General features: G+C 69.1%; 24 protein-coding genes. 15 read left to right on the top strand and 9 right to left on the bottom strand.

What is annotated here, in order from left to right; translation table 11 throughout:
- Positions 1-25 precede the first annotated feature (25 nt).
- A complete protein-coding gene (gene ltnD / locus P2T65_RS10100) occupies positions 26-946 on the top strand; it encodes an L-threonate dehydrogenase (RefSeq protein ID WP_055459068.1) in 921 nt (306 codons plus the stop codon).
- A 30-nt stretch (positions 947-976) separates the two neighbouring features.
- Positions 977-1,759: a 2-oxo-tetronate isomerase gene (gene otnI / locus P2T65_RS10095; protein WP_276199712.1), complete on the top strand. Its 783-nt coding sequence runs from the start codon at positions 977-979 to the stop codon at positions 1,757-1,759.
- Positions 1,760-1,861: 102 nt separating this feature from the next.
- Here the strand turns inward: otnI and P2T65_RS10090 are convergent, their stop codons facing one another.
- Positions 1,862-2,323, bottom strand: a complete 462-nt coding sequence (locus P2T65_RS10090) for a MarR family winged helix-turn-helix transcriptional regulator (protein WP_055459066.1) — start codon at positions 2,321-2,323, stop codon at positions 1,862-1,864.
- A 153-nt stretch (positions 2,324-2,476) separates the two neighbouring features.
- On the opposite strand from P2T65_RS10090, the gene P2T65_RS10085 reads away from it, so the two are divergent.
- Positions 2,477-2,911 (top strand): VOC family protein, encoded by a 435-nt coding sequence (locus P2T65_RS10085; protein WP_055459065.1) that lies wholly within the window; start codon positions 2,477-2,479, stop codon positions 2,909-2,911.
- A gap of 233 nt (positions 2,912-3,144) precedes the next feature.
- Here P2T65_RS10085 and P2T65_RS10080 read toward each other — a convergent pair whose 3' ends face one another.
- Entirely contained in the window at positions 3,145-4,188 is a 1,044-nt protein-coding gene (locus P2T65_RS10080; protein WP_055459064.1) for a LacI family DNA-binding transcriptional regulator, read from the bottom strand.
- A 185-nt stretch (positions 4,189-4,373) separates the two neighbouring features.
- On the opposite strand from P2T65_RS10080, the gene P2T65_RS10075 reads away from it, so the two are divergent.
- The 5 genes from P2T65_RS10075 to P2T65_RS10055 are packed head-to-tail and all read left to right on the top strand — an operon-like array spanning position 4,374 to position 10,167.
- The gene (locus P2T65_RS10075; protein WP_055459063.1) at positions 4,374-5,432 is read left to right on the top strand and encodes a sugar phosphate isomerase/epimerase; all 1,059 of its coding nucleotides are present in this window, start codon (positions 4,374-4,376) and stop codon (positions 5,430-5,432) included.
- A 3-nt stretch (positions 5,433-5,435) separates the two neighbouring features.
- Positions 5,436-6,605, top strand: a complete 1,170-nt coding sequence (locus P2T65_RS10070; RefSeq protein WP_071923585.1) for a Gfo/Idh/MocA family oxidoreductase — start codon at positions 5,436-5,438, stop codon at positions 6,603-6,605.
- A gap of 4 nt (positions 6,606-6,609) precedes the next feature.
- Positions 6,610-8,160 carry a sugar ABC transporter ATP-binding protein gene (locus P2T65_RS10065; protein ID WP_276199711.1) on the top strand — a complete coding sequence of 517 codons (1,551 nt, stop codon included), beginning with the start codon at positions 6,610-6,612 and terminating at the stop codon, positions 8,158-8,160.
- Complete coding sequence (locus tag P2T65_RS10060; RefSeq protein WP_063187855.1) at positions 8,153-9,160, top strand: ABC transporter permease; 1,008 nt, start codon at positions 8,153-8,155, stop codon at positions 9,158-9,160. The genes P2T65_RS10065 and P2T65_RS10060 overlap by 8 nt, the downstream gene beginning before the upstream one ends.
- Positions 9,161-9,213: 53 nt before the next feature.
- Positions 9,214-10,167 (top strand): ABC transporter substrate-binding protein, encoded by a 954-nt coding sequence (locus P2T65_RS10055; RefSeq protein WP_198300610.1) that lies wholly within the window; start codon positions 9,214-9,216, stop codon positions 10,165-10,167.
- Positions 10,168-10,212: 45 nt separating this feature from the next.
- Here P2T65_RS10055 and P2T65_RS10050 read toward each other — a convergent pair whose 3' ends face one another.
- Positions 10,213-11,136 (bottom strand): LysR substrate-binding domain-containing protein, encoded by a 924-nt coding sequence (locus P2T65_RS10050; protein ID WP_276199710.1) that lies wholly within the window; start codon positions 11,134-11,136, stop codon positions 10,213-10,215.
- Between the two features lie 129 nt (positions 11,137-11,265).
- Here P2T65_RS10050 and P2T65_RS10045 point away from each other — a divergent pair, with 129 nt between their 5' ends.
- Positions 11,266-11,979 (top strand): NAD(P)H-dependent oxidoreductase, encoded by a 714-nt coding sequence (locus P2T65_RS10045; RefSeq protein WP_055459364.1) that lies wholly within the window; start codon positions 11,266-11,268, stop codon positions 11,977-11,979.
- A gap of 18 nt (positions 11,980-11,997) precedes the next feature.
- On the opposite strand, the gene P2T65_RS10040 is transcribed toward P2T65_RS10045, so the two are convergent.
- A complete protein-coding gene (locus P2T65_RS10040; RefSeq protein WP_055459057.1) occupies positions 11,998-12,966 on the bottom strand; it encodes a LysR family transcriptional regulator in 969 nt (322 codons plus the stop codon).
- 111 nt (positions 12,967-13,077) lie between these two features.
- Between P2T65_RS10040 and P2T65_RS10035 the strand changes: the two genes are divergently transcribed.
- Together P2T65_RS10035 and P2T65_RS10030 are read left to right on the top strand one after the other, a co-directional pair.
- Positions 13,078-13,698: an FMN-dependent NADH-azoreductase gene (locus P2T65_RS10035; RefSeq protein WP_276199709.1), complete on the top strand. Its 621-nt coding sequence runs from the start codon at positions 13,078-13,080 to the stop codon at positions 13,696-13,698.
- Positions 13,699-13,804: 106 nt separating this feature from the next.
- The gene (locus P2T65_RS10030) at positions 13,805-14,632 is read left to right on the top strand and encodes a deaminated glutathione amidase (protein WP_063187846.1); all 828 of its coding nucleotides are present in this window, start codon (positions 13,805-13,807) and stop codon (positions 14,630-14,632) included.
- A 161-nt stretch (positions 14,633-14,793) separates the two neighbouring features.
- Here P2T65_RS10030 and P2T65_RS10025 read toward each other — a convergent pair whose 3' ends face one another.
- The 3 genes from P2T65_RS10025 to P2T65_RS10015 all read right to left on the bottom strand — a co-directional run bounded on the left by P2T65_RS10025 (position 14,794) and on the right by P2T65_RS10015 (position 16,408).
- The gene (locus tag P2T65_RS10025; protein ID WP_276199708.1) at positions 14,794-15,159 is read right to left on the bottom strand and encodes a hypothetical protein; all 366 of its coding nucleotides are present in this window, start codon (positions 15,157-15,159) and stop codon (positions 14,794-14,796) included.
- Positions 15,160-15,179: 20 nt separating this feature from the next.
- Positions 15,180-15,488 (bottom strand): I78 family peptidase inhibitor, encoded by a 309-nt coding sequence (locus tag P2T65_RS10020; protein ID WP_055459054.1) that lies wholly within the window; start codon positions 15,486-15,488, stop codon positions 15,180-15,182.
- A gap of 587 nt (positions 15,489-16,075) precedes the next feature.
- Positions 16,076-16,408, bottom strand: a complete 333-nt coding sequence (locus P2T65_RS10015; RefSeq protein WP_055459053.1) for a hypothetical protein — start codon at positions 16,406-16,408, stop codon at positions 16,076-16,078.
- A gap of 304 nt (positions 16,409-16,712) precedes the next feature.
- Here P2T65_RS10015 and dusA point away from each other — a divergent pair, with 304 nt between their 5' ends.
- The 3 genes from dusA (at position 16,713) to P2T65_RS10000 (ending at position 19,174) form a co-directional block, all read left to right on the top strand.
- Positions 16,713-17,693: a tRNA dihydrouridine(20/20a) synthase DusA gene (gene dusA, locus P2T65_RS10010; RefSeq protein WP_276199707.1), complete on the top strand. Its 981-nt coding sequence runs from the start codon at positions 16,713-16,715 to the stop codon at positions 17,691-17,693.
- Positions 17,694-17,783: 90 nt separating this feature from the next.
- Positions 17,784-18,233, top strand: a complete 450-nt coding sequence (locus P2T65_RS10005; RefSeq protein WP_055459051.1) for a PaaI family thioesterase — start codon at positions 17,784-17,786, stop codon at positions 18,231-18,233.
- Between the two features lie 86 nt (positions 18,234-18,319).
- Complete coding sequence (locus tag P2T65_RS10000) at positions 18,320-19,174, top strand: sulfite exporter TauE/SafE family protein (protein ID WP_276199706.1); 855 nt, start codon at positions 18,320-18,322, stop codon at positions 19,172-19,174.
- A 3-nt stretch (positions 19,175-19,177) separates the two neighbouring features.
- Here the strand turns inward: P2T65_RS10000 and P2T65_RS09995 are convergent, their stop codons facing one another.
- Positions 19,178-19,876 (bottom strand): TIGR02281 family clan AA aspartic protease, encoded by a 699-nt coding sequence (locus P2T65_RS09995; protein WP_055459049.1) that lies wholly within the window; start codon positions 19,874-19,876, stop codon positions 19,178-19,180.
- A 10-nt stretch (positions 19,877-19,886) separates the two neighbouring features.
- The gene (locus P2T65_RS09990; protein WP_063187912.1) at positions 19,887-20,729 is read right to left on the bottom strand and encodes an adenosylcobinamide-GDP ribazoletransferase; all 843 of its coding nucleotides are present in this window, start codon (positions 20,727-20,729) and stop codon (positions 19,887-19,889) included.
- A gap of 105 nt (positions 20,730-20,834) precedes the next feature.
- Between P2T65_RS09990 and cobT the strand changes: the two genes are divergently transcribed.
- The gene (cobT, locus tag P2T65_RS09985; RefSeq protein ID WP_276199705.1) at positions 20,835-21,887 is read left to right on the top strand and encodes a nicotinate-nucleotide--dimethylbenzimidazole phosphoribosyltransferase; all 1,053 of its coding nucleotides are present in this window, start codon (positions 20,835-20,837) and stop codon (positions 21,885-21,887) included.
- Positions 21,888-21,891: the final 4 nt, after the last annotated feature.

Below are 21,891 nucleotides of genomic sequence, written 5' to 3'. Positions count from 1 at the left end.
TGCAAGCCGTATCGGGAGGCATCTTATGACGCTGGAGGAGACGAAGAAGGGGCGCGTCGGCGTGGTCGGCCTTGGTGCCATGGGCTTCGGCATGGCTGCATCGCTCGTCCGCGCCGGGTTTGACGTCGCCGGCTTCGACCTGTCGGGGGAGGCCATGCAGCGGCTCGTTGCCGCCGGAGGGCGTGCAGCTGCAACGCCGGCCGCCGCGGCCGAAGGGGCGGATGCGCTCTTCTCGGTCGTCGTCAATGCCGCCCAGACCGAGGACGTGCTCTTCGGCGCGGAAGGCGCCGCCGCCGCCCTGCCGGAAGGCGCGGTGTTCGTGTCCTGCGCCACCATGGCGCCGGAGGCGGCGCGCGCCCTCGCGGCCCGCGTCGCCGCGATGCGGCGTCACTATCTCGATGCCCCGATCAGCGGCGGGGCGAAGAAGGCCGCGGACGGCGCCCTGACGGTGCTCGCCTCCGGCACGCCCGCGGCCATGACGAGGGCCCGTCCGGCGCTCGCCGCGGTGGCCGGGACGGTGCACGAGCTCGGCGACGAGGCCGGCACGGCGGCCGCCTTCAAGATGGTCAACCAGCTGCTCGCCGGCGTGCATATCGCCGCCGCCTGCGAGGCCATCACCTTCGCGGCCAGGCTCGGCCTCGATATCCGCAAGGTCTACGAGGTGATCACGGGCGCGGCGGGCAATTCCTGGATGTTCGAGAACCGGGTGCCGCACATCCTCGAGGGCGACTACACGCCGCTCTCGGCCGTCGACATCTTCACCAAGGACCTCGGCATCGTCATGGACATGAGTCGGGCCAGCAATTTCCCGGTGCCCGTCGCGGCCACGGCCCTGCAGCTCTTCACCATGACCTCGGCCGCCGGTATGGGCCGCGACGACGATTCCTCCGTCGCCCGCTTTTATGCGCAGACCGCGGGCGTGACGCTGCCTGCCAAAAAGTCCTGACCTTCTGAACCGCGAACGCACGAGGCCGCCATGCCGCGCTTTGCCGCCAATCTCTCCATGATGTTCAACGAATGGTCGTTCCTCGACCGCTTCAAGGCGGCGGCCGATGCGGGCTTCGAGGCCGTCGAATATCTGTTTCCCTATGAGCACGCGCCGGAGGATGTCGCGCGGGCGCTCACCGACAACGGCCTGACGCAGGCCCTGTTCAACTGCCCGCCCGGCGACTGGGGCAAGGGCGAGCGGGGCATCGCGGCCTTGGCGGGCCGGGAGGAGGCGTTCCTTGCCTCGATTGATACGGCGCTGCGCTATGCCGCCGCGACGGGCGTGAAGCGCCTGCATCTCATGAGCGGCCTCGCCGATGCCGCCGATCCCGCGGCCGCGGCGCGCTACCGCGATGCCGTCGCCTTCGCCGCCGACCGGCTCGGCGAGCAGGGCATCGACCTCATGCTCGAGCCCATCAACGGCCGCGACATGCCCGGCTATTTCCTCAACGACTTCGGCCGCGCCGTCGCTCTCATCGAGGCGCTCGGGCAGCCCAACGTGAAGCTTCAGTTCGACATCTACCATCGGCAGATCATGCACGGCGATGTCACCATGGCGCTGCGCGCGCTCCTGCCGGTGACGGGCCACATCCAGATCGCCAGCGTGCCCTCGCGCAACGAGCCGGACGGGGGGGAATTGAACTATCCCTTCCTCTTCGGCGAGCTTGACCGCCTTGGCTACACCGGCTTCGTGGGCTGCGAGTACCGCCCGCGCGCCGGGACCTTGGACGGTCTCGGCTGGTTCGAGGTCTATCGGGGCAATCGGGAGTAGGGCAGCCGGCAGCCGGCAGCCGGCAGTCGGAAGAGGGCTATCGGAAGAGGTTGCTCAGGGTTGCAGCGGCCTGCAATCCGCCCGACTGCCGACTGCCAATCCTTATGACAGCGCCTGCAGGTCCGCCAGCAGCCGTGCCGCCTCGTCGCCGGGGACGCGGCTGGCGAGCTTCTTTTGGCACTCCTGCCAGTAGGGATAGGCCGCGGCCAGCACACGCCGGCCGTCGTCGGTGAGGCTCAGGCGACGGCTGCGCTTGTCGTCGGGGTCGACGCTCACGGTGAGAAGCCCCCGTCGCTCCAGCGGCTTCAGGTTCGCCGTCAGCGTCGTGCGATCCATGGCGAGCAGGGAGGACACCTGGCCGATCTTCGGCGGCTCGGGCCGGTTGAGCGACATCAGCAACGAGAATTGCCCGCTCGTCAGCCCCACGGGGCGAAGAGCGTCGTCGAAGCGCCGTGCCAGCGCGCGCGCCGCGCGCTGCACGTGCAGGCACAGGCAGTTGTCGCGCACGTGCAGGGTGACCTCGAAAGGCAGTATCGTTTCGGCCGGCACATCCGTCTTTGACATGACTTATTAATGTTGATATCAACGTAAAAAGCAATGGGCAAGATCGCCGCAGGCCTGCCCAAATGCGATTGAATCGGCTCATAGCCGCCGGGCCGAGGGCCGGCAAGACGGCCGTGGCGCGACATAAAGACCGGACGGAGGGAGAAGAAGAGGATGGACCGGCAGCAGAAACTCGTCCCGCATCTCGTCGTCGACGGCGCCGCCGCGGCGATCGACTTCTACCGCCGCGCCTTCGGCGCCGAGGAGGTGATGCGCATGCCGGCCGAGGACGGCAGGCGCCTCATGCATGCGGAGCTCCTCGTGCACGGCACCAAGCTCTATCTCTGCGACCATTTTCCGGAGTTCTGCACCGAGGCGAGCGGCGAGAAAAAAGTCGCCCCGCCGCCCGTCATCGGCGGAACAGCCGTGACTCTGCATCTCGACGTGCCCGATTGCGACGAGGCGGTGGCCAAGGCGCAGGCAGCGGGGGCAACGGTCACCATGCCGCCGGAGGATGCTTTCTGGGGCGACCGCTATGCCCGCATCCGCGATCCCTTCGGCCATGCCTGGAGCATGGCGCATCGCCTGCCGGGGGCGCAGACGGGTTGAAGCTTAATCGACATCCAGGACGCGTGGCGCCACGGCCATCCCCTCGCCCTCGAAGTGGTAGGAAGGGTCAGGGTGGAGGCGGTGCCGCTCGGCAGGACGCTCGGAATTGTCAGCAACGACAACGGGTGTCGTCGATCATGTGGAGGCTCCCCCCACCTCTAGCCCCGCTGCAAGCGGGCGAGGGGGACGGGTCGCTCATCGCTCGGCGGTTGCTGCCCTCACTTTCGCCCGGTTCAATCCACGGCCCGGGTGCTCTCCCTGACCACGAGTTCGACCGGCAGCAGCCGCCGTTCCCCCGCATTCACTGCGACGGCAGCCTCGTCGTCTTTGGCCATGAGGGCGAGCAGCATGCGCGCCGCCGTGGTGCCGATGCCGTCGCGCGGCTGGTGCACGGTGGTCAGCGCCGGGACGTAGCGGGATGCCGTCTCGATGTCGTCGAAGCCGACGACGGAGACGTCACGCGGTACGGAAAGGCCGTTGCGATGCAGCTCCGAGATGAAGCCGAAGGCCATCTCGTCGCTCTGGCAGAAGACGCCCGTCGGCCGCTCGTCGCAGGCGAGCCAGCGGTGCGCCGCGGCCGCACCGCTCTCCATGGTGAAATCGCCGGGCAGGAACCAGTCCTCGCGGGCCGGGATGCCGGCCTGCGCCAGCCCCTCCAGCGTCCCGCGGCGGCGCTCGACGGTAAGGACGTTCGTCGGCGGCCCCATGATGTGCGCAATGCGCCGGTGCCCCAGTTCAGCGAGATGCCGGATGGCGAGGCGCGCTCCTGCGGCGTTGTCGATGACCACCGAAGGGGTGGCGAGCCCTTCGATCCACTCGCAGGCGAAGACGAGCGGCGGCAGCGAGCCGGAGCCACCGATATCCCGCCGCAGCTCGTCGGGCAGGTGGCCGTCGAGCAGGATGAGCCCGTCGGCGCGGTTGTTGCTGAGATAACCGAGCATGCGCTCGTCGTCGCGCTCCTGCCCCTGCGGGGCCGTGTCGGCGACGAGCACGTTGTAGCCGATCGGCGCGATCTCGGCGGCGATGGCCGAAAGGATCTTGGAGAAGAACGGATTGGCGAGGTTCGGCACCAGCACGACGACGGCGCCGGTGCGGCGGCGCCGGAGGTTCCGCGCCGCCTGGTTGATCGTGTAGCCGGTGGCGTCGATGGCGGCGAGGACGCGCTCGCGCGTCTCCCGGGAGACCTGCTCGGGGTGCGACAGCGCGCGGCTGACGGTGGCGGTGGAGACGCCGGCAGCCAGGGCAACATCCCGGATGCGCGGCAGGGGCTTGTTCATGGATTCGCTTCAACTCCTGGCTGCCTTTTGTCCGCCTTTTCCGGGGAAGGCAAACACATTTTCGGCCACCGGCGCACGCGCTTGTAAACGATTACAGTCTAGCGTATGACTGGTTGCAACCGATTACAACAGAACGGGCGGCAGCGACCGCCTGCCGGGCCAACGAGCCCTCGGGAGGACAAACGATGAAGACGATCAAGGGCCCCGCGCTCTTCCTCGCCCAATTCGCCGGCGACGCGGCCCCGTTCAACTCCTGGGATTCCATTACCCGCTGGGCAGCCGACTGCGGCTATCTCGGCGTGCAGGTGCCGAGCTGGGACGCGCGCCTGTTCGACCTCGACAAGGCCGCGGCCTCGCGTGACTACTGCGCCGAATTCACCGGCAAGGCGCGGGAGAACGGCGTCGTCGTCACCGATCTCTCGACACACCTGCAGGGCCAGCTTGTCGCCGTGCACCCGGCCTATGACGAAGCCTTCGATGGTTTCGCGGTGCCGGCCGTGCGCGGCAATCCGAAGGCCCGGCAGGAATGGGCGGTCGAGCAGGTGAAGAAGGCGATCACCGCCTCGCGCAACCTTGGCCTCTCGACGCTCGCCTCCTTCTCCGGCGCGCTCGCCTGGCCCTTCGTCTATCCGTGGCCGCAGCGCCCGGCGGGGCTGATCGAGGCTGCCTTCGACGAGCTTGCCCGCCGCTGGCGTCCCATCCTCGATCATGCCGAGGATAACGGCATCGACGTCTGCTACGAGATCCACCCCGGCGAGGATCTGCACGACGGCATCACCTTCGAGATGTTCCTGGAGCGCGTCGGCGGCCATCCGCGCGCCAACATGCTCTACGATCCCTCGCACTACGTGCTGCAGTGCCTCGACTATCTCGAGAACATCGACATCTACCGCGACCGCATCAAGATGTTCCACGTCAAGGACGCGGAGTTCAACCCCACCGGCAGGCAGGGCGTCTATTCCGGCTACCAGAACTGGGTGGACCGGGCCGGACGCTTCCGCTCTCCCGGTGACGGGCAGGTCGATTTCGGGGCCATCTTCTCCAAGATGGCGGCCAACGACTTCGATGGCTGGGCCGTCGTCGAATGGGAATGCGCCCTGAAGCACCCGGAGGACGGGGCGCGCGAGGGCGCGGAATTCGTCCGCCACCACATCATCCGCGTGACGGAGAAGGCTTTCGACGATTTCGCCGGCGCCGGCACGGATGATGCCGCCAACCGCCGCATGCTCGGGCTGGAGAGGTGAGCGATGGCGATCGAAGCCTCCCGTGAGAGCGCGCCCGCGCGCATCCGCCTCGGCATGGTCGGCGGCGGCAAGGACGCCTTCATCGGCGCCGTGCACCGCATCGCCGCGCGGCTCGATGGTGAGTTCGAGCTGGTCGCTGGCGCGCTGTCCTCGACCCCGGCCAGGGCGCGTGAATCCGGCCGGCTCCTCGGTCTCGCCGAGGACCGCGTCTACGACAGCTTCCGCGAGATGGCGGCGCGCGAGAAGCGCCTCAGGAACGGCATCGAGGCGGTCGCCATCGTCACGCCCAACGATGTGCATTACGAGGCGGCGCGCGAGTTCCTCAAACGCGGCATTCACGTCATCTGCGACAAGCCGCTGACGGCGACGCTCTCCGATGCCAGGCGCCTTGCCGCGCTAGCCGAGAAGTCGGACGCGCTGTTCATCCTGACGCACAACTACACCGGCTACCCCATGGTGCGGCAGGCGCGCGAGATGATCGCGGCCGGCGAGTTGGGCGACCTGCGCCTGGTGCAGGTGGAATATGTGCAGGACTGGCTGACCGAGCCGCTAGAGCGCACCGGCGCCAAGCAGGCCGAGTGGCGCACCGATCCGGCCCGTTCTGGTGCGGGGGGCGCCGTCGGCGACATCGGCACCCACGCCTTCAACCTCGCCACCTTCGTTACCGGCTTGACGCTCACGAGCCTGAGCGCCGATCTCGACAGCTTCGTCGAGGGGCGGCGGCTCGATGACAACGCCCATGTACTGATGCGCTTTGCCGGCGGCGCCAAGGGCATGCTGTGGGCGAGCCAGGTGGCGCCCGGCAACGAAAACGGTCTCAAGCTGCGTGTCTACGGTACGCGCGGCGGCATCGAATGGTGCCAGGAGGAGCCGAACCGCCTGTGGTTCACGCCCTTCGGCAAGCCCAAGACGCTGCTGACCCGCGGCGGGGCGGGCGCCGGCGCGGCGGCGCAGCGCATGACGCGCACCCCGGCCGGCCATCCGGAGGGCTACCTCGAAGGCTTCGCCAATATCTATGCCGAGGCAGCGCGCGCCATCCTTGCCCGCCGCGAGGGGCGCCCGATTCCGCCGGATGTCGTCTATCCCACCGTCGCGGATGGGGTCGCCGGCGTTGCCTTCATCGAGGCCTGTGTGCGCTCGTCGAAACGCAACGCCGCCTGGGTCACGCTCTGAGGCGATGGCCGTGGCTGCTCCCGCCGCCTCGGCTGCCCCCATCCCGGCTGCTGCGCCGGTGCTGGCGCTCGCCGGTGTCGGCCGCGCCTTCGGGCCGGTCGAGGTGCTGTTCGGCATCGACTTCGACCTGAAGCCCGGCGAGGTGCACGCCCTCATCGGCGAGAACGGCGCCGGCAAGTCGACCATGATGAAGATCATGGCCGGCTACCTCGCCCCGACGAAGGGCAGGGTGCTGCTCGATGGCGCGCCGGTGGCCTTTTCCTCGAGCGAGGAGGCGGAGGAGCGCGGCGTCGTGCTCATCCACCAGGAGTTCAACCTCGCCCGGCAGCTCTCCGTCGAGCAGAACATCTTCCTCGGGCGTGAATTGAAGCGCGGCCCCTTCCTTGACCATCGTGCGATGCGCGAGACGACACTGGCGCTGCTCGCCGAACTCGAGACGCCGGTCGACCCGGCGGCGATCGTCGCCGATATCTCGGTGCCAGAGAAGCAGATGGTCGAGATCGCCAAGGCGCTGTCGCGCAAGGCGCGCGTCATCATCATGGACGAGCCGACGGCGGTCCTGACGCGCAAGGAGGCGGAGGTGCTCTTTCGCCAGATCGAGCGCCTCAGGGCGGCGGGCGCGGCGATCCTCTACACCTCGCACAAGCTCGACGAGGTGGCGCGGCTCGCCGACCGGGTGACCGTGCTGCGCGACGGCCGCCATGTGGTGACGGCGCCGCGCGGCGCCCTCAGCGAGGACGCCATGGCCGAGGCCATGGTGGGGCGCGAGCTCTCCAACCTCTTTCCGGCGAGGGCCGAGCCGGCCTCCGCCGCGCCGGTGCTGACGGTCGAGAATTTCAGCGTCGAGGGCTTTGCCGAGGACGTGTCCTTCACCCTCGCGCGCGGCGAGGTGCTGGGCTTCGCCGGCCTCGTCGGCTCCGGGCGGACGGAGCTGATGGAAGGGCTCGTCGGCCTCAGGCCGGCGCACGGCGCGGTGAGGCTTGCGGGCCGCCCGGTCCGGATCCGCTCCGTCGAGGAAGCGCGCCGCGCCGGCATTGCCTACCTCACGGAGGACCGCAAGGAGCGCGGTCTCCTGCTCAATCTGGCCATGCGTCCGAACCTCACCTTGCTCGCGCTCTCTCGTTTCGGCCGTTTCCTCATCGACCGCAAGGCAGAGGAACTGGCGCTCGACAAGGCCATCGCCGAGTTCGACATCCGTGCCCCGCTGCGCGAGATTCCCGTCGGCAACCTCTCCGGCGGCAACCAGCAGAAGCTGCTGCTCGCCAAGACCATGCTGGCTGACCCGGACATCGTCATCATCGACGAGCCGACGCGCGGCATCGACATCGGCACCAAGCAGCAGATCTACGGTTTCGTGCAGCGCCTCGCCGCGGCCGGCAAGAGCATCATTCTCGTCTCGTCCGAGATGGCGGAGATCATCGGCCTCGCCACCCGAGTCTGCGTCATGCGCGCCGGGCGGCTCGCCGGCACGCTGAGCGGCGCCGACATCAACGAGGACGCCATCGTGCGCCTCGCCATGGGCCTCGAGGCAAGGAGGGCGAACGGCAATGGCTGACGCGACGACCACCCGGCAGGAGTTGCGGAAGCCGCGCCGTCCGGCTGTCAACCTGCATGTCGTCGGTCCGCTCGTCGCGCTTGCCGTCCTCATCGTCGTCGGCGTGCTGCTGAACCCGAACTTCCTCAGCTACGGCAACGTCACCAACGTGCTCGCCCGCTCAGCCTTCATCGGCATCATCGCGGTGGGCATGACCTTCGTCATCACTTCCGGCGGGCTCGACCTCTCGGTCGGCTCCATGGCAGCCTTCATCGCCGGGCTGATGATCCTCGTCATGAACGCGCTGGTGCCCACGCTCGGCGCCGGCTGGCCGGTCATCCTCATCGGCATGGCGGCGGCGCTCGTCTTCGGCTTCCTCGCCGGGCTCGGCAACGGCCTGCTCATCACGCGGGCGCGCATCGAGGCCTTCATCGTCACGCTCGGCAGCATGGGCATCTTCCGCTCGCTCATCACCTGGCTCGCCGACGGTGGCACGCTGTCGCTGAACTTCCAGGTGCGGGACGTCTACCGGCCGGTCTATTACGACGGCATTCTCGGCGTCTCGTGGCCGATCATCGTCTTCCTCGTCGTGGCCATCGCCGGCGAGATCGCGATGCGGCACACGGCCTTCGGCCGCCATTGCGCGGCCATCGGCTCCAACGAGCAGGTGGCGCGCTACTCGGCCGTGCATGTGGAGCGCGTGCGGCTCGCCACCTATGTCATGCTCGGCATGCTGGTCGGCCTCGCCACCATCATGTACGTGCCGCGCCTCGGCTCCGCCTCCTCGGCAACCGGCGTCCTGTGGGAGCTCGAGGCCATCGCTGCCGTCATCATCGGCGGCACGGTGCTGAAGGGTGGCTTCGGCCGTGTCTGGGGCACGGTGGTGGGCGTGCTCATCCTCAACCTGATCCAGAACATCCTCAATCTGACCGACCTGGTGAGTCCCTATCTCAACGGGGCCATCCAAGGCGTGATCATCGTTCTGGCCGTCGTTCTGCAGCGTCAGAAGAAGGCGCTCTGAAGGGCGGCGCAAATGCCCGGCAACAGGGCTGTATGAAGAGAGGGAGAAGCACGATGGGAGTGGTCAAGGCTTTCAAGGCGCTGGCCCTGGCAGCGGCGCTCGCCGCGCCGGCTGCGGCGCAGGCTCAGGACAGCAAGGTCATCGGCGTATCCATCCCGGCGGCAACGCACGGCTGGGCCGGTGGCATGAACTATCATGCGCAGGAGGCGGTGAAGCGCCTTGAGAAGACCTATCCGCAGCTGAAGTTCGTCCTCGCGACAGCGGGCGATCCCGGCAAGCAGGTCAGCGACATCGAGGACATGATGGCGACGCGCAACATCGACGCGCTCGTCGTGCTGCCCTTCGAATCGACGCCGCTCACCGGCCCGGTCAAGCGCGTGGCAGAGGCCGGCAAGTGGGTCACCGTCGTCGATCGCGGCCTTGCCGAAGAGGGCATCGAGGACCTCTACGTCGCCGGCGACAATCCCGGCTTCGGCCGCGTCGCGGGCGAATTCTTCCGCGAGCGGATGCCGAGCGGCGGCAAGATTGTCGTCCTGCGCGGCATCCCGACCACCATCGACAACGAGCGCGTCGAGGCCTTCCGCAAGGCCATCGAGGGCAGCGGCATCGAGATCATCGGCATGGAGCACGGCAACTGGAACCGTGACAGCGCCTTCACCGTGATGCAGGACTTCCTCTCGAAGCATCCGAAGATCGACGCCGTCTGGGCCTCGGACGACGACATGGCCGTCGGCGTGCTCGAAGCCATCAATCAGGCCGGCCGGCAGGACGAGATGTGGGTGCTCGGCGGCGCCGGCATGAAGGAGATGATCAAGCGCGTCATGGATGGCGACAAGCGCGTGCCGGCCAATGTCACCTATCCGCCGGCGATGATCGCCACCGCCATCGAGATCACGGCGCTGCGGTTCGTCTCCAACGCGCCGGTGTCCGGCCGCTTCGTCATCGGCTCCGAGCTGATCACCCAGGAGAACGCCCAGAACTTCTACTTCCCCGACAGCCCCTTCTGATCAGGAGCGGCGTGCCTTGGAGCGGCCCCGCAAGGGGCCGCTTTTTCATGTCCGCCCGGGCAGGCCAAGGCCGCCGGCCGCCTCCTGCCGGATCCAGTTGCGCAGGGCCGCGATCCGTTCGGGATGCGGCGGCTCGGCCGGGTAGAGGAGGCGATAGTCATACCCGCGCAGCCGCGGTCCGAAGGGCACGATGAGGCGGCCGGCCGCGATCTCGTCCGCCACCAGGACGAGCCCGGCGAGGGCGACACCCTGGCCGGCGACCAACGCCTGCACCGCCTGGCTTTCGTCGCTCAGCGTCAGCTCCGCCCGCGGCACCAGCCCCGAAAGCCCCGCCTCGGCGAGCCAGCGCTCCCAGACGGGATTGTCCCGGTGCGGGCGCCGCCATTCGAAATGGATCAGCGTGTGCTCCGCGAGTTCATCCGGATGGTGAAGGCCGAGCGCGGGGCTGCACACCGGCGCGAACATGTCCTCGAACAGAAGGTCGCCGACGAGGCCGGCCGGCACGGCCCGGCCATAGCGCACGGCCGCATCGGCGGTGCCGCTGATCAGGTCGACCGGCTCGTCGGAAGCGTGCAGCCTGAGATCGAGCCCGGGATTGGCCGCGTGGAAGGCCGCGACGCGCGGCACGAGCCAGCGCGCCGTGAAGGCGACCGTCGCCGAGAGCGTGACGACGGGCTTGAGCCGTTGGCCGCGCAACTGCGCGATGGCCTCCTCGAAGGCGTCGAAGCCGTCGCGCAGCACCGGATAGAGCACGCGCCCTTCCGGCGTCAGCGCCACGCGCCGGGGGCGGCGTACGAACAGCCTGAGAGCGAGCGCATCCTCCAGCTGCCGCACATGGTGGCTGACGGCTGTCGGCGTCACCGCCAGTTCCTCGGCGGCCGCCTTGAAGCTGAGGTGGCGGGCCGCGGCCTCGAAGGCGCGCAAGGCGGGCAGGGGAGGCAGCTGGCGGCGGGTGCGTCGCTGGGTCATGGCAATGCAGCGACTCTATGGATGAGCTATTCTCATCTATAGGCTGAGAACTATGCGTTTGTCATCATCCTGTAGAAGAAGGAACCTGCCGGCTCTGAGACCCTACCTGAAGATGAGGGCATGTCACTCATGGCGACCGTTCTGCATATCGATTCGAGCGCCCGTCCGGCTGGTTCCGACCTCGCAACCTTCGGCTCCCATTCCCGCCGTCTCAGCAAGCGCTTCGTGGCGCGCTGGCGCCATCAGCGGCCCGGGGACACGGTGCTCTACCGGGACGTCGGCCTGACGCCGCCGGCGCCGGTCTCCGCCGCCTGGATCCACGCCGCCTTCACACCCAAAGAGCGTCGTGCGCCGTGGATGGATGGCGTCCTGCGGGAAAGCGACATGCTGATCGACGAACTGATCGGTGCCGATGTCATCGTGGCCGGGGTGCCGATGTACAACTTCGGCGTTCCGGCTTCGTTCAAGGCCTATATCGACAACATCGTGCGCGTGGGGCGCACCTTCGGCTTCGATCGCACCCGGCGGGGCGAGCCGTACTGGCCGCTGCTCGCCGGCATGGGCAAGCGGCTCGTCATCCTCTCCTCGCGCGGCGATTTCGGTTACGGCGAGGGCGAGCGCATCGCCGACATGAACCATGTCGAGCCGAGCATCCGCACCGCCTTCGGCTATATCGGCATCACCAATGTCGCGTCCGTCGCCGTCGAATACGACGAATTCGCCGACGAGCGGCTCGCAGCCTCGATCGCCGCAGCCGAACGCGCCGTCGACGAACTGGCCGAGCGCCTGGCGGCGGCCGTGGGCGAGGAGGAGCGGGGGCCTGCCAGCGAGGCGGCCGCCTGAGGCTGCTCCCGCCGCGGCTCATGCCGCCGAGACGCTGTCGCCGGCGGCCTGCGCGGGGGCACGGGTCTGCCGCATGCGGTGCATGAGACAGGCATCCCAATAGGGCTCGCCACCGAAATGGGCGACGAGCGTGTCGATGAGCAGCCGGACCTTGGCCGGCACGTAGGCGCCCGGCGGCCGCACCACATGGATGCCGGCCTCCGGCATCTCGTAGCCGGACAGCAGTGGAACGAGCGTGCCTCGTTCGATATCCTCGGCGGCGAGGAAGGTCGGCGCCACCACGATGCCGAGTCCCGAGCGGGCCCACTGCAGAAGGGCATCGCCGTTGTCGGCCAGGAGCCGGCCGCGCGGCCGCACGCTCGTCCAGCGCGTGCCATGGCGAAAGCGCAGGTCAGGTTCGCTCGCCGCGGTATAGACGAGGCATTCGTGGCGCGTCAGGTCGTCTGGCGTCTCGGGGCGGCCGTGCCGGGCGATATAGTCCGGGCTCGCCGCGACGATGCCGTAGACGGGCGCAATCTTGCGGGCGATAAGGGTCGAATCGCGCAGGGAGCCGATGCGGATGGCGGCATCGAAGCGCTCCGCCATCAGATCGACGACGCGGTCGCTGTAGGCGACGTCGATGCCGAGCCGCGGATGTGCGCTCGCCATCTCGGCGAGGATGGGCGTCACATATTTGACCCCGAAGGACAGAGGCGCCGACAGGCGCAGCGTGCCCACGATGCCGCCGCCGTGCTGGGCCACGGCGTCCTTCGCCTCGGCAAGATCGGCGAGGATGCGCTCGCTGCGGGTCTTGAACGCGAGCCCCGCCTCGGTCGCGCTGATGCCGCGCGTCGTGCGGGTGAGGAGGCGCGTGCCGAGCTCCGCCTCGAGCCGCGCGATGCGGCGGCTGACGATGGACTTGGCGATGCCCAGCCGCTTGGCGGCACGGCCGAAGCCGCCGCTGTCCACCACCTCGATGAAGCTCTTCAGATCGTCGAAGTCCGGCATCCGCGTTCCTCGTCCAGCAACGGCTTGGTGCAAATAAAGAGGATACCGGTGCGGCGAAAGAACCACCAGCTTTCCGGAATGCCTTTGTCATTCGTTTCGGAGAAGCTGAATATGACCACGGTTCTCGCCATCACCAGCAGCGCCTCGGGCGCCGAATCCGTTTCCAACCGCCTCGTTGCGGATGCGCTCGAAGCCCTGAAGGCGAGCGGTGGTGCCGATCGCGTCATCACGCGCGATGTTGGCAGCGAGCCGATCCCGCATCTGACGGCCGAGACGACGGCCGCCCTGCGCAAGGGCGAGACGGCGACCGAGGCGCAGCGTGCGGCACTCGCGCTGTCGGACCGGTTGGTGGGCGAGCTGCGCGAGGCGGACGTGATCGTCATCGGTGCGCCGATGTACAACTTCGGCATTCCCTCCACGCTGAAGGCGTGGTTCGACTACGTGCTGCGCGCCGGTGTCACCTTCAGCTACAGCGAGAAGGGGCCGGAAGGCCTCATCAAGGGCAAGCGCGCCATCGTCATCGTGAGCCGCGGCGGCCTCTACAGCGAAGGCCCGGCGCAGGCCATGGATTCGCAGGAGCCGCACCTGCGCACGATGCTCGGCTTCATCGGCATCACCGACGTGACCTTCGTGCGCGCCGAGAAGCAGGGCTTCGGCCCGGAGGTGAGCGCAGAGGCCGTGGCGGCCGCGCGCGGCGAACTTTTGCGCCTTGGCGAGCGCCTCGCCGCTTGACGCCGGGGCCCGCATGGTCGCTGATTTGGCCGGCGGGCCGCGCTGGCGGGTGCCATGCGCGCCTGGCGCCCCCGCGCCGCAACGCGAGACCTGCAGGGAGCCCGGCATGAATCCTCCATCGTCCACGCGCCCGGTCGTCAAGGTGGCGCTCGGGCAGTTTGCCGTCGGACGTGAGTGGCAGGACAATGCGGCGACGGTGGTGCGGCTGATGCGCGAGGCCGGCACCGCCGGCGCCAGGCTGCTCGTCCTGCCCGAGGGCATCCTCGCCCGCGACATCGCCGATCCCGACATCGTCCTGAAGGCGGCGCAGCCGCTCGACGGGCCCTTCATGCAGGAGGTGCTCGCCGCGAGCCGCGGCAGCGACCTTGCGGTGATGGGTTGCATTCACGTGCCGGCCGGCAACGGCCGGGTCTTCAACACGCTGATCACCGTGCGCGACGGCGCCATCATCGGCGCCTATCGCAAGCTGCACCTCTACGACGCCTTCCGCGTCAAGGAATCGACCCATGTCGCGCCCGGCGACGAGATCCCGCCGCTGATCGAGGTGGCGGGGCTGAAGGTCGGCACCATGACCTGCTACGACCTGCGCTTTCCGGAGATGGCGCGGCGCCTCGCCCTCGACGGGGCCGATGTGATCACCGCTCCATCCGCCTGGCTGCGCGGACCCGGCAAGGAGGCGCATTGGGAGGTGCTCGTCACGGCCCGGGCGCTCGAGAACACCTGCTACGTCGTGGCGACCGGCGAATGCGGCGAGCGCAACATCGGCGCGAGCATGGTGGTGGATCCGCTCGGCGTCGCCATCGCCCGTGCCGGCGAGGTGCCGGCCCTTCTCTTTGCCGACATCGATCCGGCCCGCATCGCGCACGCGCGGAGCGTCCTGCCGGTTCTCGCCAACCGCAGGTTCAAGGCGCCGGAACTGGCCGGCGACAGGTGAGCCTGCCGTCGCAATGGCTTGCGCGACACTCGCGTTAATTGGCTCTCGGCATCGGCGGGCGCCCGTGGCGAGCGACAGCTCCGGCTTGGGCCCGAGACGGGCCGTTACCTCGCCGGACAAGGTTCTTTCCGCCCCGCCTGCGATGCTGATGCTGAAGGCCGCTACCGGGGTGCCTCGCAGGCGATTGTCATGGTGGCGTATTCCTGGACGCTGTCGAAATACTCCCGGTTGTCGGGATCGCATTGCCAACTGACGAACAGTGTCTTCCGGATGCCGGGGGCGGGATCGCCGCACAGCTCGTTGTTCACCTTGATCTCGCAGGAGGACCGGCCGAGGCAGAGGTTGGAGACGGACGAGTAGGCCGAGCACGTCTTGCCGCCGCCGCCCGGCAGGCCGTATTGGGCCTGCCGCACGACAATGCAGGGTTGGCTGGCTTCGCAACTCGCGGCGTCGACCGGCGCGGCCGGTCCCAGGAGGCCAGCGGCGGCCGCGACAGCGATGGCTGCCGTCGAACGGATGGATCGCATGATGCCGAACCTCCGACTGTCTATCCGCAGAACGCGCGCACGACGCGGCCCGTGCGGGGATCTGTCTCGACCGTCACCCGCGCCGGCGCGTAGTCCATCGTGACCGGTTGGCCCGGCGCGATCTGTCGTACCGCAGTGGCGCCGGTGATCTGCTTCGCCTCGTCATCGGCCGGTTTCGGCTTGCCGACGAGCCCGCTTGTCGCCTCCGGCCTGCAGGGGCCCGGCGCCAGTGCCGCAGAGTCGGTCGCCGGCGATGGCGTGCAGGCGGACACCGCCATGCCGAGGAGGGCCGCCGCCACCGCCGGCAACAGACTTTCCTTGATCATCATTATGCCTCCGGAATGGGCCCCGGTCGCGCCGCAAGGGCGGGGGCGGACTGTTCACCCGGTCCGTCGCACGGCCGCACCGGCTCAATACGTCGGGAAGGCGCCGATTTGGCCGGGTTTCTGGCCAATGACAGCGCCGTTCCGCGCATCAGTGATGTTATGTCGAGCATGGCGCCATGCTGGTTCCCAGGCGCGTCCGCCCGTGTGCCACGCGCGAAGGATGACCTGCCGACAGGTGCCCGGCCTGCCGCGGTATCGCCGGTGCCCTGTCAGCCGACAGCGACCTGACGATTGCGCGATCGATGCCGTCGACGCGCTCTTCGCCGAAGATGAGATCGCCCCGCTCCGATCGCATGGTCATCTTCCTTCCGATGGCCGTGGGCCGCGCGCCGAATATGAACGGGGGCAGCGGGGCGGGCAACCGGCAGTTGATGCGGGCCCGCCGGAACGCGCGAAGGAGTAGGGCGGAAGCCGACCATTCCCGTTGTCCGCGAGCCCGTCGCGGGCCCGGGCTCGCGGACGGTTTCCAGACATCGAGAACGAGGCCGGTCTGCGGATGGGATGGCGGTGTAATCCGATCCGACCGGGCTCTAGTGCGTGACGGCGGGACGAGCTACGGCGGTGCCGCTGAGACGTACGCCGGCTCCCTCGGCGATCGTTGCGAGCGACTGGTCGATGATGACGCGGCTCGTCTCGGCGACCCGGGCCTTGATCGCCACGTCCAGTTCTCCGAGGACGATCAGGGCCCTCTCCTGCGCGGCGGAGGCAAACGTCTCGAATGCAGCCTGCCTGTCCGATTCGAAGTCGCGTGCAATCGCCTGGATGAAAGCGTGGGAATAGGCTTCGACAACCTGATGAACCACGAGTTTCAGCATGGCTTCCTTTACTTCCGGCGCCATGTGCCTCGGCTCATCGATCGTCATGTGTGCTCCCCAGCGTCGTTATTGATTGCGCAAGTTGCTGCAATGATCATGGCGGAATTGCGATCCTGAGAATTTTACCGATTATGGCTTGCCGGAGGGTGGTGTGCTGCGGTGGTTGTCGCATTCGGCCGCGATCCGGGCTAGATAGGTCGTCGAGCCAACCCTCGCTCGCAGCTGCGGTGGCGAAGCCAGCCTCGCCCGCGATCCGCAGGGCACGTCGGCTGCGGCACGACATCGACAGCATGACGCTGGAAGCTGATAACAGGTGACTGACTTCACGCCCCACAGATTTTCCGTCGCGCCCATGATGGATTGGACGGACCGGGACTGCCGCGTCTTCCACAGGCTGATGACGCGCCATGCCCTGCTCTACACCGAGATGGTGACGACCGGCGCGGTCCTCCACGGGGACCGGGAGCGTCTGATCGGCTTCGATGCGGCGGAGCAGCCGCTCGCCGTGCAGCTTGGCGGCAGCGAGCCGGGGGAACTCGCTGCGGCTGCGCGCATCTGTGCCGCCTTCGGCTACCGCGAGATCAACCTCAATGTCGGCTGTCCGTCGGACAGGGTGCAGAGCGGCCGTTTCGGCGCCTGCCTCATGCGGGAGCCGGAACTGGTCGCCGCCTGCGTCGCGGCGATGAAGGACGCGGTCGACGTGCCGGTGACGGTCAAGTGCCGCATCGGCGTCGACGAACAGGATCCGGAGGTGGCGCTCGATCAACTGGCCGATGCCGTCGTCGCCGCCGGGGCGGAAAGGCTCATCGTCCATGCCCGCAAGGCCTGGCTTCAGGGGCTCTCGCCCAAGGACAACCGGGAAATCCCGCCGCTCGACTACGGCCGCGTGCACCGCCTCAAGGCGCGCCTGCCTCATGTGCCGATCCTCCTCAACGGCGGCCTCCGGACGCTCGAGGAGGCCCATGCGGCCATGCATCCGGCGGACGGGCCGGCGCTCGACGGCGTCATGCTCGGCCGCGCGGCCTATCAGAACCCGGAGATCCTCCTCGGCGTCGATCCGCTGTTCTTCGGTACGCCGGCGCCGCTCGCGGACGCCTTCGCCGTCGTCGAGGCCTATCTGCCCTATGTCGAGCGCCGCCTCGGCGAGGGCGTGCGCCTCAACCAGCTCACCCGCCACATCCTCGGCCTCTTCCCCGGGCGGCCGGGCGCGCGCCAGTTCCGCCGCCACCTCGCCTCGGAGGCCTGCAAGCGCGGCGCCGGGCCGGAGGTCATCGTCGAGGCGGTCGCCCATGTGCGGCGGGAGATGGCGCGCCGCGAGGTCGAGGCCGCCTGAGGCGTGCGCAACGGCCAAGGGCGTTTTGCGTGACTGTGTCTTGCTGCTCCTCTTCCTCTTTCCTGAAATGCAGGCGGGGAGGAGGGCGCGATGCACAGGCCGCAGGACCCGGATTTCGAGGCGCGCGTGCGCCGCAGCTTCGGCAAGCAGAGCGTGATGGAGACGATCGGCGCGCGCATGACCGAGGTCGCGCCGGGCGCGACCACGATCGCGCTCGCGGTCGCGCCGCACATCTGCCAGCAGCACGGCTTCGTCCATGCCGGCATCGTCTCCACCATCGCGGATTCGGCCTGCGGCTATGCTGCCCTGTCGCTGATGCCGGCCGGGGCCGGCGTATTGACCGCCGAATTCAAGATCAACCTGCTCGCCCCCGCCGCCGGCGACAGGCTCGAGGCGCGCGGGCGCGTGGTGCGGGCAGGGCGCATGCTCACCGTGGCGCAGGCCGAGGTGGAGGCCATCGACGGCGAGCGGCGCAAGACCGTTGCCGTGATGACGGCGACGCTCGTGACGCTCGAGGGGCGCGAGGGTATCGCCGACTGAGCGCGGCGCCGGGCGGCCATGCCCCGGCGGCGCTTGCCTTGGCGGCCGAGATCGCGCACGAGAGGGCTCCTGCTGCAGGAGCCGCCATGTTCGCCGCCATTCCCACATCAGAACTCGTCATGCTCGCCGGGGCGCTGCTTGCGGCCGGCGCCGTCACGGGCATCCTCGCGGGTGTCTTCGGCGTGGGCGGCGGTGCTGTCGTCGTCCCGGTGCTCTACGAACTCTTCCGGGTCGTGGGCGTGCCGGAGGAGGTGCGCATGCCGCTCTGCGTCGGCACCTCGCTCGCGGTGATCATCCCCACCTCGATCCGCTCCTTCAATGCCCATCGCGCGCGCGGCAAGGTCGACATGTCCATCGTGCGCGTCTGGGCAATCCCGGTCGTCCTCGGTGTGGGGATCGGCAGCTTCATCGCCCGCTATGCCCCGGCGGACCTGTTCAAGGCGGTCTTCGTCGTCGTCGCGGGCATCTCGGCCGTGCGGCTCCTCTTCGGCAAGGACAACTGGCGCCTCGGCACCGAGGTGCCCGGCAAGATCGTCATGAGCATCTACGGCGTCGTCATCGGCGTGCTGTCGTCGCTGATGGGAATCGGCGGCGGGCAGCTGTCGAGCCTGTTCATGACCTTCTACGGCCGGCCGATCCACCAGGCGGTGGCGACCTCCTCGGGGCTCGGCGTCCTCATCTCCATTCCGGGCGCCATCGGCTATATCTACGCCGGCTGGCCGCGCGCCGCCGAATATCCGGATGTCGCGGCCCTGCAGTTCCCCATGGCGCTGGGCTATGTCTCGCTCATCGGCTTTGCGCTCTTCGTGCCGACGAGCATCTTCACGGCCCCCTTGGGCGCGAGCCTCGCGCACGCCTTGTCGAAGCGGCGGCTGGAGATTGCCTTCGGCCTCTTCCTCCTTGCCGTCTGCGCCCGCTTCGCCTGGAGCCTCCTGACTTGAGCATCACCCGCCGCGCCCGCGCAGGATCAACCTGTCGCCGCGCACCTCGAAGGAAGCGAGGCGCTCGAGAAAGGTCATGCCGAGCAGGTTCTGCGAGAGGCTGCCTTCGCGGGCGACGAGGGCCGGCACGCGCCGCTCGGTGATGTTGCCGACAGTGAGCTCGCCAAGCGTGGTGGAAGCCGCCATGGTGCGGCCGTTCGCCGTCATCACCGGCTGCGTGTAGAAGAGCGTCGCCGGGTCGATGCCGGCCCGGGCGGCGGCCTCGCTCGTCAGCACCACCGCCGAGGCGCCGGTGTCGAGAATGAAGCGCGTCGGCACGCCGTCGACGGCGCCGTCGATGACGAAGCTGCCGCCGGCATGGCGGGCGACCTGCACCTCGCCGCCGGCGAGCGTCACCGTGTAGCCCGGCGCCACCTCCCCGAGCAGCCGGTTGGCGAAGCTCTGCAATTCGAAGCGATAGCTGTAGACAGCCACCAGCATGACGATCATCGCCATCCAGAAGGCGATGGCCTCGAGGGCGCGTGTCCACTGGCCGCGAAAGTGCTGTACCACCCAGCCGAAGGCGAGGATGCCGACGGCGCCGAGCCAGGCGAGCGAGGCAATGAGGTCCGGCCGCAGCCCGAGGATGGTCTCGTTGCCGCCGAAAAGGACGAGCACCGCGATGGCGGCGATGATGACGGCGAGGGCGACGAAACCGCGCATGGCTCTTCCTTCACGAGGCGCCGGCGAGCGGCGCAAGGGCGAGGAGGCCGGCGAGGAAGGCGATCTCGCCCGCCTGCTGGGCCGCCCCCGCGATGTCTCCCGTATGCCCGCCGATCTTCGCCCGGGCAATGCGGGAGAGGCCCACACCCGCGCTCGCCGCAAGGGCAAGGGCGAGCATGATCGGGAGGAAGCCGAAGCCGGCTGGCAGCAACAGGAGGAAGGCCATGACGGCGGAGCCCGCGGCCGCCGTGGCGAAGGCGGCCTGCGTCGGCCGGCCCGCCGCATGCGCGGCGCCGTCACTGCGGGCGGGTGCCAGCAGCAGGAAGGGCAAGAGCCCCACCGTGCGCGAGGTCGCCGCGGCCGCGACGAGTGCCAGGGCTGTGGCCGGCGCCGGCATGCGTCCGGCGAGCGCGGCGATGAGCCCGACGCGGATCATGAGATCGAGCGTGAGCGCCGCCGCGCCGTAGGAGCCGACGCGGCTGTCGCGCATGATGGTCAGGCGCCGCTCGGGCGTCGCGCCGCCCCACAGCCCGTCGGCGGTATCGGCGAGACCGTCTTCGTGAAAGACGCCCGTCGCGACGATGAGAGCGGCGACGGCGGCGCAGGCGGCGAGATACGGCCCGAAGCCGAGGCCCGTCGCGAGGAGGAAGGCGAGCGCGCCGACGAGGCCGATGGCGGCGCCGGCGAGCGGCAGCGCCCTGACGGCGCGGGAGAAATCCGGCATGGCATGCGGCGCCGCCTCGAAGGGCAGGACGGGCACCGGCAGGCGCGAGTAGAAGCGCAGGCACGCGGCCGCATCGGCGAGAAAGGCGAGCGCCGGGCCCGGCCCGGGGCCGGCCTCGGCCTGCGGCATCTCGTTGTCCTGCGTCATCTTCACCTCGGCGCGTGGCATGCTATTAGCTCCGGGCCCGACAGCCGCGACCATGGGCCGGCCATAACGACATAGTGGAGAATTGCGATGGATGCGACGGCAACCGGCCTACCGTTCGACGACGTGCGGCGGCTTTTCGCCATGCTGCCCGACGCGGACGAGGCGGCCATCGCCGCCGTGCGCCGCCGCGACGCGGAACTGACGAAGCCGCCGGGCTCCCTCGGCCGTCTGGAGGAGATCGCCGCCTGGGTGGCCGGCTGGCAGGGCAAGGGGCGACCCAGCGTCGCGCGCCCACTCGTCTGCGTCTTTGCCGGCAACCACGGCGTCGTGCGCCATGGCGTCTCGCCCTATCCGCAGAGCGTCACCCGCCAGATGCTGGAGAACTTCGCCGCGGGCGGCGCCGCCATCAACCAGATCTGCGCCGCTTACGATCTCGGCTTCAAGGTCTTCGACCTCGCGCTCGACCTGCCGACGGGGGACATCGCCACCGAGGCGGCCTTCGACGAGAAGGCCTGCGTCGCCACGCTGGCCTTCGGCATGGAGGCGATCGCCGGCGGCACCGACCTCCTGTGCCTCGGCGAGATGGGCATCGGCAACACCACCATCGCCGCCGCCATCTACACCGCACTCTATGGGGGGCCAGCGGCGCGCTGGGTCGGGCGCGGCACCGGCCTCGACGATGCGGGCCTTGCCCGCAAGACGGCGGTCGTGGAGCAGGCGCTCGCCACCCATGCCGGCCATCTCGGCGATGCGCTCGAGGTGCTGCGCCGGCTCGGCGGGCGCGAGGTCGCCGCCATCGCCGGCGCCATCCTCGCCGCGCGGCTCGAGCGCATCCCGGTCATCCTCGACGGCTACGTCGTGACCGCCGCGGCCGCCATCCTGCATGCCATCGATCCACGCTCCATCGCCCATTGCCTCGCCGGCCACCGCTCCGCCGAGGGCGCGCACGGCGAGGTGCTCGACAGGCTCGGCCTCGCCCCGGTGCTCGACCTCGACATGCGCCTCGGCGAGGCGACCGGCGCGGCGCTCGCCGCCGGCATCGTCAAGGCCGCGGTTGCCTGCCACAATGACATGGCGACCTTCGCCCAGGCGGGGGTCGACACGGCCGACGAGGGCGAGCGGCCCGAGCGCCTGCAGTGAGGCG

Source organism: Chelatococcus sp. XZ-Ab1 (genome assembly GCF_029309855.1).
Lineage (GTDB): Bacteria > Pseudomonadota > Alphaproteobacteria > Rhizobiales > Beijerinckiaceae > Chelatococcus_A > Chelatococcus_A sambhunathii.
Note: the sequence above shows the minus strand (reverse complement) of the source record. Positions and strands in the feature narration are given on the sequence as shown.

Excerpts from the sequence above, each read along its gene's own strand:
- ltnD (WP_055459068.1), top strand. The coding sequence starts at position 26 with ATGACGCTGGAGGAGACGAAGAAGGGGCGCGTCGGCGTGGTCGGCCTT.
- otnI (WP_276199712.1), top strand. The coding sequence starts at position 977 with ATGCCGCGCTTTGCCGCCAATCTCTCCATGATGTTCAACGAATGGTCG.
- P2T65_RS10090 (WP_055459066.1), bottom strand. The coding sequence starts at position 2,323 with ATGTCAAAGACGGATGTGCCGGCCGAAACGATACTGCCTTTCGAGGTC.
- P2T65_RS10085 (WP_055459065.1), top strand. The coding sequence starts at position 2,477 with ATGGACCGGCAGCAGAAACTCGTCCCGCATCTCGTCGTCGACGGCGCC.
- P2T65_RS10080 (WP_055459064.1), bottom strand. The coding sequence starts at position 4,188 with ATGAACAAGCCCCTGCCGCGCATCCGGGATGTTGCCCTGGCTGCCGGC.
- P2T65_RS10075 (WP_055459063.1), top strand. The coding sequence starts at position 4,374 with ATGAAGACGATCAAGGGCCCCGCGCTCTTCCTCGCCCAATTCGCCGGC.
- P2T65_RS10070 (WP_071923585.1), top strand. The coding sequence starts at position 5,436 with ATGGCGATCGAAGCCTCCCGTGAGAGCGCGCCCGCGCGCATCCGCCTC.
- P2T65_RS10065 (WP_276199711.1), top strand. The coding sequence starts at position 6,610 with ATGGCCGTGGCTGCTCCCGCCGCCTCGGCTGCCCCCATCCCGGCTGCT.
- P2T65_RS10060 (WP_063187855.1), top strand. The coding sequence starts at position 8,153 with ATGGCTGACGCGACGACCACCCGGCAGGAGTTGCGGAAGCCGCGCCGT.
- P2T65_RS10055 (WP_198300610.1), top strand. The coding sequence starts at position 9,214 with ATGGGAGTGGTCAAGGCTTTCAAGGCGCTGGCCCTGGCAGCGGCGCTC.
- P2T65_RS10050 (WP_276199710.1), bottom strand. The coding sequence starts at position 11,136 with ATGACCCAGCGACGCACCCGCCGCCAGCTGCCTCCCCTGCCCGCCTTG.
- P2T65_RS10045 (WP_055459364.1), top strand. The coding sequence starts at position 11,266 with ATGGCGACCGTTCTGCATATCGATTCGAGCGCCCGTCCGGCTGGTTCC.
- P2T65_RS10040 (WP_055459057.1), bottom strand. The coding sequence starts at position 12,966 with ATGCCGGACTTCGACGATCTGAAGAGCTTCATCGAGGTGGTGGACAGC.
- P2T65_RS10035 (WP_276199709.1), top strand. The coding sequence starts at position 13,078 with ATGACCACGGTTCTCGCCATCACCAGCAGCGCCTCGGGCGCCGAATCC.
- P2T65_RS10030 (WP_063187846.1), top strand. The coding sequence starts at position 13,805 with ATGAATCCTCCATCGTCCACGCGCCCGGTCGTCAAGGTGGCGCTCGGG.
- P2T65_RS10025 (WP_276199708.1), bottom strand. The coding sequence starts at position 15,159 with ATGCGATCCATCCGTTCGACGGCAGCCATCGCTGTCGCGGCCGCCGCT.
- P2T65_RS10020 (WP_055459054.1), bottom strand. The coding sequence starts at position 15,488 with ATGATGATCAAGGAAAGTCTGTTGCCGGCGGTGGCGGCGGCCCTCCTC.
- P2T65_RS10015 (WP_055459053.1), bottom strand. The coding sequence starts at position 16,408 with ATGACGATCGATGAGCCGAGGCACATGGCGCCGGAAGTAAAGGAAGCC.
- dusA (WP_276199707.1), top strand. The coding sequence starts at position 16,713 with ATGATGGATTGGACGGACCGGGACTGCCGCGTCTTCCACAGGCTGATG.
- P2T65_RS10005 (WP_055459051.1), top strand. The coding sequence starts at position 17,784 with ATGCACAGGCCGCAGGACCCGGATTTCGAGGCGCGCGTGCGCCGCAGC.
- P2T65_RS10000 (WP_276199706.1), top strand. The coding sequence starts at position 18,320 with ATGTTCGCCGCCATTCCCACATCAGAACTCGTCATGCTCGCCGGGGCG.
- P2T65_RS09995 (WP_055459049.1), bottom strand. The coding sequence starts at position 19,876 with ATGCGCGGTTTCGTCGCCCTCGCCGTCATCATCGCCGCCATCGCGGTG.
- P2T65_RS09990 (WP_063187912.1), bottom strand. The coding sequence starts at position 20,729 with ATGCCGCAGGCCGAGGCCGGCCCCGGGCCGGGCCCGGCGCTCGCCTTT.
- cobT (WP_276199705.1), top strand. The coding sequence starts at position 20,835 with ATGGATGCGACGGCAACCGGCCTACCGTTCGACGACGTGCGGCGGCTT.